This is a genomic window from Arthrospira sp. PCC 9901, assembly GCF_059013425.1.
Window position 1 is genome coordinate 5,528,485 of sequence record NZ_CP102296.1, and the last position, 13,837, is coordinate 5,542,321.

At 43.5% G+C, this 13,837-nt stretch carries 8 protein-coding genes; 5 read left to right on the top strand and 3 right to left on the bottom strand.

Annotated features, from left to right (window positions below):
* Positions 1-77: 77 nt before the first annotated feature.
* Positions 78-2,609: an AAA family ATPase gene (locus tag NLZ44_RS24410; RefSeq protein WP_493751458.1), complete on the bottom strand. Its 2,532-nt coding sequence runs from the start codon at positions 2,607-2,609 to the stop codon at positions 78-80.
* A 73-nt stretch (positions 2,610-2,682) separates the two neighbouring features.
* The gene (locus NLZ44_RS24415; RefSeq protein ID WP_493751459.1) at positions 2,683-4,191 is read right to left on the bottom strand and encodes a hypothetical protein; all 1,509 of its coding nucleotides are present in this window, start codon (positions 4,189-4,191) and stop codon (positions 2,683-2,685) included.
* Positions 4,192-4,424: 233 nt separating this feature from the next.
* Between NLZ44_RS24415 and NLZ44_RS24420 the strand changes: the two genes are divergently transcribed.
* Both NLZ44_RS24420 and NLZ44_RS24425 read left to right on the top strand, forming a co-directional pair.
* Entirely contained in the window at positions 4,425-5,438 is a 1,014-nt protein-coding gene (locus NLZ44_RS24420) for a hypothetical protein (RefSeq protein WP_493751460.1), read from the top strand.
* Positions 5,435-6,028 (top strand): 4Fe-4S single cluster domain-containing protein, encoded by a 594-nt coding sequence (locus NLZ44_RS24425; RefSeq protein WP_315640730.1) that lies wholly within the window; start codon positions 5,435-5,437, stop codon positions 6,026-6,028. Before NLZ44_RS24420 ends, NLZ44_RS24425 begins: the two co-directional genes overlap by 4 nt.
* A gap of 247 nt (positions 6,029-6,275) precedes the next feature.
* Here the strand turns inward: NLZ44_RS24425 and NLZ44_RS24430 are convergent, their stop codons facing one another.
* Positions 6,276-11,399, bottom strand: coding sequence for an nSTAND1 domain-containing NTPase (locus NLZ44_RS24430; RefSeq protein WP_493751461.1), 5,124 nt, complete (start codon positions 11,397-11,399; stop codon positions 6,276-6,278).
* 65 nt (positions 11,400-11,464) lie between these two features.
* Here NLZ44_RS24430 and NLZ44_RS24435 point away from each other — a divergent pair, with 65 nt between their 5' ends.
* From NLZ44_RS24435 to NLZ44_RS24445, 3 genes are all read left to right on the top strand, one after another.
* On the top strand, positions 11,465-11,770 hold the full coding sequence (locus NLZ44_RS24435; protein WP_006668179.1) for a DUF2499 domain-containing protein: 306 nt from the start codon (positions 11,465-11,467) through the stop codon (positions 11,768-11,770).
* Positions 11,771-11,782: 12 nt separating this feature from the next.
* A complete protein-coding gene (locus NLZ44_RS24440; protein WP_006668178.1) occupies positions 11,783-12,091 on the top strand; it encodes a DUF3593 domain-containing protein in 309 nt (102 codons plus the stop codon).
* Between the two features lie 91 nt (positions 12,092-12,182).
* Entirely contained in the window at positions 12,183-13,718 is a 1,536-nt protein-coding gene (locus NLZ44_RS24445) for an alanine/glycine:cation symporter family protein (RefSeq protein WP_493751462.1), read from the top strand.
* The last annotated feature ends 119 nt before the right edge of the window (positions 13,719-13,837 follow it).

Here is a 13,837-nt window from a genome sequence, read left to right on the forward strand (position 1 = left end):
AATGGTCAACGGTGCGTTACATTTCATTAACGCACCCTACTCCTTCGTAGGTCAATGGTGTTGACATTTCATTAACGCTACTCCCAACTGGAGATATCCTCACAGGTAAATGTGATCATATCCTCCCCGTTTAAGTTGTCCCGGACGATGCGATTTTTTAAGTTGTTGACCATCCGTTCATAAAAATTGCGGACATCGCGACCATTGCCAAAATTTGGACCCCTATTTTGATAGGCAAAATCCATAATTGACCTGACCCGCGTGGATACATCATCGGGACAAATTCGCCCGCTTTCCCGACACATTCCCAGAAAAATACTGTGCATTTCGGCACCGTTATAATCGGGAAAATCGATTTTTTTGGCAATGCGAGATTTTAAGCCGGAGTTGCTGTCGAGAAACTCTGCCATTTCCCGCGAATATCCCGCTAAAATTACCACCAGGCGATCGCGATAATTTTCCATCATGGGAACCAAAGTATCGATCGCCTCCTGTCCAAAATCTCGGCTATCTCCCCCACGAGATAACGAGTAGGCTTCATCAATAAATAATACCCCATCCACGGCGGATTCAATCACCTGGGCGGTTTTTTCGGCGGTATGTCCGACATATTGTCCGACTAATTTGGTGCGGTCTGCTTCCACAAATTGACCCTTTTTTAACAGTCCCAAGGCTCGATAAATTTTGCCAATTAAACGAGCGACGGTGGTTTTTCCGGTGCCGGGATTTCCAGTAAATAATAAATGACGGGTTTCGATTTCATTACTGGCTAACATCCCTAAACTGGCTAATTTTTGATTGGCGGCTTGGGTGTTAATTAATTGTTTGATATCCTGTTTAACGGAGTCTAACCCGGTCAAGTTTTCTAATTCGGCGAGGAGTTTTTCTAGGTTCTCTGCGTCGGCGGTTCCCCGTTGGGAGAGTTCCCGATAGGGTGGCGGTAAATCCTCCACTTTTAAGGGTTCGGTCAGGGGATTTAAACCCTGTTTCATTACGCGATCGCTGTGACAATCATCTATTTGATTAAATAACTTTTCCACCTCTCTGGCGTTGCCAAAATTGCGGTCTCGGTTATCATAAATCTGGGTGAACAAGTTCTCCAGACGCGGTTCTAAATCGGGAGCGATCGCACTTTTAACCCGTTGTACCTGTTGACGGAAAATGGTTAATAATTCCGAGGGTTGATAATCATCGAAAATAATTTCTGTGGCAAAACGACTTTGTAAACCTGGGTTAGATGTGATAAAATTATCCATAAGTTCGGGGTATCCGGCTACAATTACCGCCAGCCTTCCCCGTTCATCTTCCATGCGTTTTAACAGGGTATTAATCGCCTCCCTTGCCCAGTCATTTTCGCCCCCTTCAGTGAGGGTATAAGCCTCATCAATAAACAATACCCCATTTAAAGCGCGATCAACTGTTTTATTAGTTAAAATTGCGGTGTGTCCCACATATCCCGCCACCAAATCTCGCCCGCCAATTTCTACTACATGACCCCGCCGCAATAACCCTAAATCTCGATAAATTTCCCCCATTAATCTCGCGACGGTGGTTTTCCCGGTTCCGGGGTTTCCTTTGAATACTAAATGCAGTCTAGGGGGGTCGGTGTTGATGCCTTGTTGTTGCCGTTGTTGAGCTTTGGATAATGACAGGATTTTTTGGTTGATGGCGGTTTTAACATTCTGTAAACCTACCAAGTTATGTAAGCGTTTTAAGGCGGGTATATCGCTGACATCCCCCGATAACCACTGGTTTTGTTTGGCGACTTTTAAGGATAATTCCGCGACAGAATTAAAGCGATGATACCATGTCTTTAGGGGTTGATTTTCGGCAGCCATAGCGGAGATTAAACGGCGGCGATCGCTCCAATTTATCGGTTTTTGGTGAACCAGTCTAAAATAATCCCACAGACTTTCTAACTCGGGTTCGGTGGGGGTAGACACCCGCACTAAATTAAATTGGCGATCGCTCATGTTTTGCAGCCAATTTCCCAAATAAGTAAAGCCTGTATGGTTGCAAAAATCTTGAAACTGTTGTAAACTATGATGGTGGGAAATAAACACACATAAATTGCGGTTGGTCGGGGGGAGTCTTCCCCAAGTGACCATCCGCCCAAACAGTTCTCGGGGGTTTTCAAACATCCGCAAATCCTCCACGTCAGAAAAGATAATCGCACTTTGATAGCGGGTATCTTTCATGAAGTGTTCAAAATAGCCGATACATGGAATATCAGACATCACAGGACGGCGATTTGCTGAGGGTTGGGGTTCCGGTTCGGGAGGGGTTTCTCGTCTCAATAAGCCACGGCGTTTCCCCAAAGGACCGCCGCTTTTTGGTCGCATTTCGGACGGGGAAGGTGGCGGCGAGGTTGTCGGCTGTTCCCTGGCGTTTTGGAGTGATTGAGAATCGAGAAAATACAGCTTATTCACTCCCGAATAGAACACGATACGATTAAATCCTTGGGTTAGTAAATAGCGATGCAAAACCTGTTCGATATCTGACAATAATAAATCGTCAGTACAAAAGCCATCTCCGCTATTGGTTCCGTACAAAACCAGAAAGCGATCGCCTGTTTGGAGATTCAATTGCTCGGTAATTCGTTCAACCATAATTTGATACTATTATTATGACATCTATTCTAACCCCTCCCCACCCTTGAGAGAAGGGGTCAGAAATGGAGAGTTAAGAAACAGAAGGTTTCGGCTGGGGTGACTGAACAGATGGCTTTTTGACTCGCGTTTTGACTGCATCAATATCCTGATATTGACTGTTCGCCTGTTCTTTACATTCTATATCACCCACACCTTGAACCCCAGCTTCATTCAAGATATGAAAAATCGCTTCTGCATTTTGGCTGGTAGCTTGTTCGTCGATTAAAGTCGCACTAAAACTATTAATTGAAACCGAATTAGCCCCAAATTCTGACTCAGGACTAATCACGGTGACGACCTCATCCCCAGCCACATTTTTCACCTTAACTACAAAGGCGTTGCGTTGGTCTTCTCCCTCGTAGGTATCATCAATCAGGCTATAACCGATATTCTCGAGAGTTTCGATAATGCGATCGGCAATTTCTACCCGCAATTGAGAGCCTAAAATCGAGAGTTTCGCCTGTTCGATAATTTCCCCTAAAATAGGCTGCAATTGATTAATATTTTCGCCGATATTTTTAATCTGTTCGGTGGTGAGGGTTGCTTCCCCTTCCACCAGTTGCGATTCTAACTGATTGAGTTGGTTTTCATACTCGCTTAATCGCCCATTTGTCCAGTAGTCAACCTCACATTTGAAGGTTTCCGCATCACTTCCCTGTCCGACTTCTACTTCACATTCCCGGTGAGTTTGTACCTCGGTAATTAAACTGCGTAAATCAGTTAAACTCGCCTGATAATAAAATAGCCATTCCTGCTGTTTTTGTTCCAGTTCCAGCCGCAGGTCTCCTAGTTTGAGATAGGTTTGCTGACAGGTGGCGATCGCTGCTTCAAAAACCCCCGCTTGAATATTGCTATTTGCCAGGTCTAAATCCCGACGTAAATCGGCTAATTTACCCGGTGCAAAACGTTGGTGTTGATAATCGCGATCAATCTGTTTCCAAACCTGGTCAACATCGGCAAAATAATCAACTGCTAACTGTTGTTTCCGCTGACTTTCTGCCTCCAAATTATCAACTACTTGATTAATCTGTTGCTGAAGGATTTGTTGTCCTTGTTGTCTGGCTTGTCGCTCCTCAGCTATCAGGTGACTAAATTTTTGGTCCTGTTGTTCAAATAAATTCAGATACTCCTGGCGTTGACTATTTAACAATCCTAAATATTCCCGTCGCTGCTGAGTAAAGCCCTCCCGCATAGAAGACTCTAGCCGTCCGACTTCCTGTTGTAATTGCTGTTGTTGACGATACTCCGACTCTCGGATACTCTGCTGAAATTCCCGCCGCTGATTTTGTAGTCGTAGGTTGGTCTGGGTTTCCAAGTCTTTAATTCCGGTTCGCAGTCCGCTAATTTCTTGTTGCTGGCGTTGGGTTCGCTGTTCCAGGGGGGCGAGACGTTGCTGAAACTCCCGCTGGGCTTGCTGTTGAACGGCGTTTAACCTTTCCGGGAGATCCTGTTGTAGCGATCGCAGCCTGGACTCCTGTTCCCGCAGTCGCCGCAACTCCTGATCCTCAACCTGAATATACCGTCGTTTTTCACCACTCATTGATGGCTCCTATTTTGTTAGTAATGGTTGATTTTAATTCCTATTGTGTAGTATAATGGTTTTCGGGGAAATAGAACACCGTAAAATTACTTAACTTTATGGTCGTCCGCCAACGGGGTTGTTTGAGTCTCACCCCAGCCAGATTTAAGTCTCCCTCCCCTTTGGGGTAATGGTTGGCAAAATTGATCAGTTTCTGGACTCGCCTACCGCCCAAGTTATGAGAATGCTTGACTATGGAAGAACAAATCGCAGCCTTAATTAAAATTGCCCAGAGATTGCCGGATCAGGATGTGTTGGATTATGATCATATTGAACTACCTTTTAAACTGGTGCAAATCGCCCTAGAATTATGGGGAAATCTCTACCCCCCAGAAGTGTTGGAAAACCTGGCTAATTCGGACCCGGATACTCTGGACGCTTGGGCGATCGCTCTCTCCCAAACACTCAGCCAACAACTCTCTCTGCTGGATACCTGGAAGCCCCATTTTTCCACCCTAAATATCCCCCCCAAGCTGACGGAAAAGCTGGAAAATAACTCCCACAAATTAGCGGAAATATCTGGAGAAACTTCGGAACTGTTGGCGGCAGCTAATCAGCTTTTTAGTCAGGAAAATAAGTTAAAAGAGGCGGCGGCAGAATTGGCACGATTAAACAGCCTCGCGACTCAATTAAACCATATAGAAACCGAACTACAAAATACCGACCTAGACCAACTACGCCAAGACATCGAAAAGCGATCGCAAACCCTCCAACCCCAATATCAAGAACTGGAAACCCTCCAACAGCAACAGGACCAACTCACGGCACAGCAAACCCGCCTAGAAGCGGAAATTCAAAGACTGCGAGGATGCCAAAATCAACGGGAAATCGAGACGAAGGAAATCGCCACGGAATTGATAACACTTACCCAAACGGAACGGGATAAACTCAACCATATTTTATCAGATACCCTGGCAGAATTGCAACAAGAAAAAGCGGAATTTGACCGCCTACAAGGTGAACTGAAAAAAGCGATCGCTGACTGTAACCAATACCAAAAACAAGCCGTCACTATTCGGGACGACCTCAGCCACCATTACGATCGCGATCGTCAACTTTGCCAATATTTCCCGGTCAACCACAGAGAAATTGACCCGATTTTAGCACAAATAAAAACCCAACTGGAAGACCTCGATCGCCAATTGGCGACCCTGCAAAAACACCACGCCGAAAAACACCAAAAACTCACCCTTAACTTTTCCTCATGACTCTCTTAAACATTGCTGAAATTTGCCCCCACACCCGCACCCTCGGCCCCGGCAACCGCTTTGTCATCTGGGTACAAGGTTGCAGCTTTAACTGTCCCGGCTGCATTTCCCCGGAGTGGATACCCCAAACTCAAGCGACATTAATTGACCCGGAAAAACTGGGAAATCTGATTTTATCTCAGCCAAATTTAGACGGTATCACTGTTTCTGGCGGCGAACCTATGCTACAGGCGATCGCTTTAACAAAACTGTTTCAACACCTGCGAAACCATCGGGATATTTCGATTATATGTTATACAGGATTTACCCTGGACGAAATTCGCACCAAAGCCGATATCATCCCCCTACTAGAATTAATTGATGTTATCATTGACGGACAATATATCGCCTCCCTCAATGATAACCAAGGCTGGCGTGGTTCATCTAACCAAAATATTCACTTTCTCACCCCCCGCCACCTCCCACAATCGGCATTATTTACCACTAGAAAACGGGACGTTGAACTCCATATCCGCAATGATTCTGCGTTAATGGTTGGGGTTCCGCCTCACGGGTTTAGGGAGGATTTTAAACAGGCTGTAAAACTCTAGGATTTCCTAAACAAAAAAAATTTTTTGCGGCCCGCCCTGGGTCTGAGGGTTGACAAGCACCGGAAACTAATGCTAAGATATTAATGTATGGTTTCATAATGGAAATTTGTCTTAAAATAAAAAAATGTCTAGATTCCCATTATATAAAATTGTAACCGAAGTCAAGCAAAAAAGCAATCCCCTCTCAAAAAAATTTTTACATTTCTTAACTTTTTGTTACAAAAGTTAACATACAGATTGAGGTAGTTTAGCGGCGGGTAATTTGGGGGTAAGTCAAGTTACAGAGTTTCTGATCGGAGGGTAGCACATTTTGATTAGTTTGTAGATAATTATGTAACCAGGTGCAACTGCGACTAATCAAACTATCAAGACTGAGGTTATCCATACTCCATAAGATTAATTTACCATTGTCTTTGGCGATCGCTAAAGTTTGACCATCAGGACTAAAAGCAATGCGGTTAACAAAGACATTATGATTAATGGTAGTAATGGGTTCAATTACGCTGTCAATGCCATGACAACCATCAGCAGGCCAGAGTTTATCGCGATCGCGTTTAACCGCCCATAATCGGATTTTTTTATCATCACTGGCGGTAGCTAAAATTTGACCATCAGGACTAAAGCTGAGACTGCGAACCGTAGCCAAAGCAGTCATGGGACAAGAATCAGGTCTAGGAGTACCATTACGAGACCATAGTTTAACATTTTTACCAGATGCGATCGCCAGTGTTCCCAATTCAGGAGAAAAAGCGATACTATTAACACTTTCATTATAGGGGATACTGGGATAGGAAATCCAACTATCTCCTTGTTTACGCCATAATACCACCCCATAGAGTTCATCGGTTGCCCTGATAGCCATTTCATTACCGATAGCTACCGCCAAGATAGTACCATCAGCGTTAAACTTGATATCGCTGACAATACCATCATTAGGAAAAGCGGGAATTCTCAGAGTTTGAATTAATTGACCATCGTCATCCCAGATCATCACGTTTTTATCAGAACTAGCGGAAGCCAAGATATTTTGATTAGGATTAAATGCAATGGCGTTGACTGGTTCAGTGTGACCGGTGAGAGTGGCGATCGCTTCACCATCGGTAGTCCATAATTTGATAGTATTATCCGCGCCTCCCGTGGCGACCAGAGGCTGATCTTTTTGAGGACTGACAGTAACCCAATTGAGATCCCTAGGCTGTCCTAAACCTTCTAGTTCCCAGGATAAAGCGGTCTGATCATCTTGGTTAAGATCCCACATTTTGACTAAGCTATCATTACCCGCTGTAGCTATTCCCAGGCTGTCGGGAGTAAAGCTGAGGCTCCAAATAGCTGCATCACTGGCTGGAATTACCCTTTTCGCCTCTGGTGTATAGCTGCGACTCCAGAGTTTAACGCTAGTATCTGCACTAGCGGAAACAATCGTCTTACTATCAGGGGTAAATGCTACAGACCAGACATCATTTTGATGACCTACTAAAGTATTTAATAAACTCCCATCTGGGAACCCCCAAATTTTCACCGTATCATCACGACTTCCACTAGCAATTACTTCCCCGTCTGGACTAAATAAGACTGTCAAAACTTCCTCATTATGTCCTTTTAGGGTGCGGATTTCCCGTTGTTGTTCCAAATCCCAAATTTTGAGAGTGCGATCGCTACTACCGGAAACCAGAATGTTATCATTTTTGGGGTTAAAACTGACATCATGAATATTGCAGTAATCAAAAGAGTCCGAAGCAATACCTTCACAGTGTCCGGTCAAAGTGGCTAAGAGGTCTCCTTCGCGGTTCCAGAGTCGGACAGTTTTATCTTTACCCGCACTAGCTAATTTTTCTCCATCGGAATTAAACTCTACATCTAACACTCTATCGGTGTGACCTTCTAAGACACGAATCATCGTCCCATCAGGTCGCCACAGGCGAATAGTATTGTCATTACTAGAGGTAGCGATTAAATCTCCTTGGGGACTAAATTTAACACGGGTAACTAAGGCTTCATGACCTACTAAGTTATGCAGATATTGGAATTTTTCTTGTTGTTCATCCCAGACCCAAATTGTGACTTGATTATCGGCGGTAGTAGTCCCCAGAAATTTACTATCTTCACTAAAGCTAATACTGGTGACACTATTTTGATGGGGTAAGTCCTGTAACCATAAACCATCAATACGCCAGACCTTAGCCGTATGATCATTACTGGCTGTAGCAATTAAATTCCCATCAGGACTAACCGCCACCCCCAGAACACTGCTAGTATGTCCCTGTAGGCGGTTTTTTTCTTGAATATTAGATATAACTTCCCGTAAACCAGATGTTACCTCAAGTTTTTGTTGTTCGGTGGGGTTGGTTTCTTCAATGTCTTTACTGAGTCTTAAAGTTGTTAGTAAAATTTCGATTTGATTGTTTTGGTCAGATAGTCTCAAGGCGCGTTCTACGGATTTTAACGCAGCGAGGCGATCGGCAGAATTGCGCTGCCATTTTTGCACTTCCCAAACGCCAATAGCCAACACAAAAAGACAGACCCCCGCGCCAATCATCCTCCAGTTTCTGCGTTGTCGCTTTAATTTTTCCTCCGCTTCATGTTGTTTGGCTTGAGCTTCTTGTAGTCGTTGATTTAACTCTCTTTCCCGTCGCATCTGCTCATTTTCTTCTTGGAGTTGTTCAAACTCCGCATCGCGATCTAAGCGATGTTGTTGACGAATAAAACCCGCGAGATAATCATGGACAAGTTGATAAAATTCGCTATCATATTCTACTACTCGGAACACTAAGCCTGATTGTTCAAAGATATCTAAAATCAAGTCGAGTTCAACGGTAACTGATGATAATTTAAGTCGGTCTTTTAATTCTTCGGAAAGTTCCGCACGGGTTCTTAGGGGTCGGGTGTCATTTTCATCTGTTAATAGGTATAGCATTAGTCTGGCGATCGTCTCATTTTCCGCGCCACAGTCTTTTATGGTCACTTCCAAAAAACGTTCGACCAGCTTTTGCATGGGTCCGCGTTTTTGATATTCTGCTAATGTGGTGATATTTTCGGTTTGCAGTTGCGCTCCCACTACTTGCATTTCAATGGGTCGCACTTCTTCTAATTCGGTGGATAAATCATTGACTAATGCTTTAATTAGAGCATCTTCTAAATAAAACCGGGAACTATCTGTCAGACTCTTAATCACATTATATGCTTCTTCCCGGCTAAAGTTGCCTACATAAAATAGGATATCTTTACTTAAAATATCGTTGCCAATTTCCTCGAAGTTAGTCAGACGAGAAGCCTCTAATAAATGATGCAGATAATCTTCTCGCAGGGATAAGATAACTTTGACAAAGGGGATTTTAAAAACTTGCTGTAATAATTGAAAAAATATCTGGCGATCGCTTTTATTTAAAACAAAAAATAACTCCTCAAATTGGTCAAATATTAGCACAGTTAACCGATGATTAACTGAATGGTGTGTCAAGGTTTCTAAAATGTGGTTAATCAGAAATTTTTGCTCCCCTTCGTCAGCTTTAGTTAATTCAGGATAACCGCTATTAACAGCCTTTGCAGCCAGGTAGGTTGGGTGAAACCCAACATCGGTTTCTGGTTCTATTTCTGATTCTTGAAGACCAGATAGTTGCCGATCTAGTTCTCTGATATAAGCCTTATAGTTGCGAATAACCACAGGTACTACTTGACGCGCTTCGATAGGCTTAACTTGCAGAGAAGGAACTAAACCTGCTCGTAATAAGGAACTTTTACCAACTCCTGATTGCCCATAAATAACCGTGAGTTTATGCTGAGGACTCGCCATGCGAGCCAGGAGATTTTCGATATCTTTTTCCCGTCCAGAAGTCTGGATTTCATCCGCACAATAGCCATAATCAGCATCTGTTAAACTAAGATTAATGGCTCGTTCGCGAATCTGCAAGCGACCAGCGCCAATAAATGCCGTATAGCCAAAAGTGCTAGATTTGCGGCGATATTCTCCCTTAATCTCAAAAGATTCTCGGTAATTTCCCAGGTCAAAATATAGCCTCTTTAAAGTCTCTAAAATAGCCAGATATAACCGGGGATTATATTGGGCGATCGTCGCTTTTTTCGCCCATTCTAATTTTTGAATTGCCACAGTCGGCTGACTCAATTTTTCTAAAGATTCAGCTAATAGCCACAGAAAACGACCCTGATGCTGATTACAAATTGAAGAGTCGATCGCCTCCGAAACATTAGCCCGCATCAATACATCTAAAGCCACCTCAGCCAATTCTTTACTATAATTCCACTGAGAACGATGCAGAGAAACTTCTGCTAAAAATCCATAATCCTGAGCCAATAAAATCTGATTGAATTCACCAGGAGATTGATGGAGTTTCCGAGAGGCGATCGCCAATTCCCATAACTCATCCCACTGTTCTAATTGACTGAGAACCTCCCCTAATTTATTAATAAACTTAGCCACTAAATCCTGGCGTTGAGCAATTTCAAACCTTTGAACAGATTGCTGTAGATGTTGTTTGGCTCGTTCCCATTCTTTTTTACCTGTACCATAACGATTTTGATCAGCTTGATAAATTTCGCATAATCCTATATGAAATAATATCAATCCTTGCCATTCCAAATGAGTTAAATCAGGGTGAAGATTAGGAGGTTTATGGGAACTTTTCCGCCACAAATTCAGACTTTTCTGATACTTTTGGATAGCTAAATTTATGTCATATTTTGCATAACAATAACGAGCAAATAAGAATTGTAAACTCCCTTCCAATTCGGTGGGTAACTTAGTTAATCTTTGTTTTAAGTCTTGATAAGCCAACTCTATTTCTGACCGAGAACCCGTCCCCAAAATCTTGGTATTGGGGACAAATTGCAGCGACCCAAATTTCTGAACTTCCCCAAAGACCCTTTGGGTTTTAGCCTCCAAAAATTCCAATAACTCTTGAGTTCCTAAGACAAATTCATAAGTAGTCGCCCAACTGGTAAAATCCTGAGCGCGGCGGTTCATTCTTTGCCAGGTTTTGTCATCAACCCATAACACTAGGGGAAATTCCAAGTTCCGAAAAGACTCCCTCGCAAAATTGGTCGCGTCTAAGACTTCATCAAGACTGTTCACAGACTCCAAGCCGTAGACCATAAGCGCCGCTGGTTCTTCCCCCTGACCTAATTCCCCTTGAATAGCACCATACAAGTTCTGTATTGATGGCTGAAGATATAACTCGCGAATGGGTAAAGGAAATTTCTGCCGCAGTTGTTGTACCATTGACGATCGCAAATTGGTATAGTTACAACGCACCAACAACAGAGTAAACTGTCCCTCAGATAATCTCAGGGTTCTGCTTAATGTATTAAGTTGGGTCTCATTCAGAGCGATCGTATCTTTAATCGGATGCACACTCATTTCTCTGTTACCTGTAAACTTAGGATGATTATCGACAATTTGGGAAATTCATTTACAATTTGCTTATGCACGCTTTATCAATTCCCACCTGGCTCATTCATATTTCTAGCGTGATTGAATGGATAGTTGCCATTTTGCTAATCTGGAGTTACGGCGTAATTACCGAAAATCGAGCCTGGTGGGGTTTATCTTATGCTATGTTACCAGCCTTGATCAGTGCTATGTGTGCTTGTACCTGGCATTATTTTGATAACTCCCCAAACCTAGAATGGCTGGTAACCCTACAAGCTGCTATGACCGTTACAGGTAATTTTACCTTGTGTATTGCCGCCTGGTGGCTTTGGCGAACTTCCAAATCACTTGAAACTTAAAAACTACTAACCATGTTCTCTAAAGATACTCTATTTGTTCTGTCTTTGTTTCCTTATCTCGGTTTCCTCTGGTTCCTTACCCGTTCAGGAATAACCCCACTACTAGCCCTGATCGGATTTTACGGAACTTTGGTATTTGTGGCGGTCACCATTCCCGCCGCTATTTATGCTCAGGTCGCCTACAGCGAATCTTTAGCTAATATTGATTGGCTACATGGGGGGGCTGAGTTGTTTTTGACTCTATCCAATATCCTGATTGTATTAGGATTTGGACAGGCGATCGCTAACAAAATTTCAGATAAAGACTCCCAAGCTAGTTAACAGTTCCCACCCAGGAGTCCCCTCCGGTCTGTTCCCTCACTTCCCAAAACTCTCTCAGTATCCATCCCAGTCTTGTGAACCATTACCATTTATGAGGATAACTAAAAAACGGGTTTGGCTATATACCCTACTGTTTTTGTTGATTCCTACCATCGCTTGGGCTCAGGATGAAAGCCGCAGCCAAACAGTCTTTGAGGCTATTAATGATGGTTTCGCCTGGTTTGTCAACAATGTTATATTTGGTGTCCTATTCTGGGATGCAGGGACCGGGTATCTATTTAAATATCTCTTTGGGATTGACATGGGAATTCCCCTAATTGTTTTATGGCTAATTGTTGGGGGAATTTTCTTTACCTTCCGCATGGGATTTATCAATATCCGCGCCTTCCGACACGCTGTAGACGTGGTGCGGGGAAAATATGATGATCCTAATGATTCCGGGGAAGTCTCCCATTTTCAAGCCTTAGCAACTGCTCTGTCCGCTACTGTCGGCTTAGGAAATATTGCCGGCGTAGCTATTGCTGTTAGTGTCGGAGGACCCGGCGCGGTCTTCTGGATGACTGTCGGTGGCTTTTTGGGAATGAGTAGTAAGTTTGTTGAATGTACCCTCGGTCAAAAATATCGCGTCGTTAACCCAGATGGCACTATTTCTGGTGGCCCGATGCGCTATCTATCAGAAGGTTTAAAAAGGATTAATTATCCGATTTTCGGACGGGTTTTGGCGATCGCTTTTTCCTTTTTCTGTATTTTCGCCGCCTTGGGTGGTGCAAATATGTTCCAAGCTAACCAGTCCTTTGGCGCGGTTTCCCGGGTGTTTCCCTTTGTACCTAATTGGTTATATGGAGCAGTTTTAGCAACATTAGTCGGCTTGGTCATTATTGGCGGAGTCCGCCGCATTGGTCAAGTCGCTGGTACAATTGTCCCTTTGATGTGTATTTTATATGTAACTGCATCTCTGTTTATTTTACTTACCAATTTTACCGCTATTCCTGGTGCTTTTTGGACAATTATTTCCCAAGCCTTTCAGCCAGAAGCGATTGAAGGCGGTATTTTGGGCGTGATTATTCAAGGGTTTAGACGGTCGGCTTTTTCTAATGAAGCGGGGTTAGGTTCAGCCGCGATCGCTCATTCCGCCGCCCGCACTGATGAACCTATCCGAGAAGGTATTGTCGCCCTCTTAGAGCCTTTTATTGATACTATTGTAGTTTGTAATATGACTGCTTTAGTTATTGTAATTACTGGGGTATATAATAATCCCGAATATGAGCAATTACGCGCTACCGGAGCCGGGGCAGAATTGACCGCCGCCGCTTTTGGCAGTTCCATTACTTGGTTCCCCATAATTTTGGCGATCGCTGTTTTTTTCTTTGCTTTTTCTACTATGATATCCTGGAGTTATTATGGTGAACGCTGCTGGGATTATCTCACCGGGGGGCAGGGTTTAATTATCTATAAAATCCTCTTCCTAATGGCCACTTTTCTGGGAGCCATAGTCGCCCCTGGTCCCGTCATTGATTTTAGCGATGGAATGTTATTGGGAATGGCATTCCCTAACCTGTTGGGGGTTTATTTCCTCTGTCCCCAAGTCGCCAGAGACTTAAAAGATTATATGGCACGATATAATTAATAATTAATAATTAATAATTGTAGGGGCGGGTTCCGCCGTCAATTCTCCATCCCCACCCGAATATTAATAAACCCGCCCCACCGCCGTCAATTCTCCATCCCCACCCGAATATTAATAAA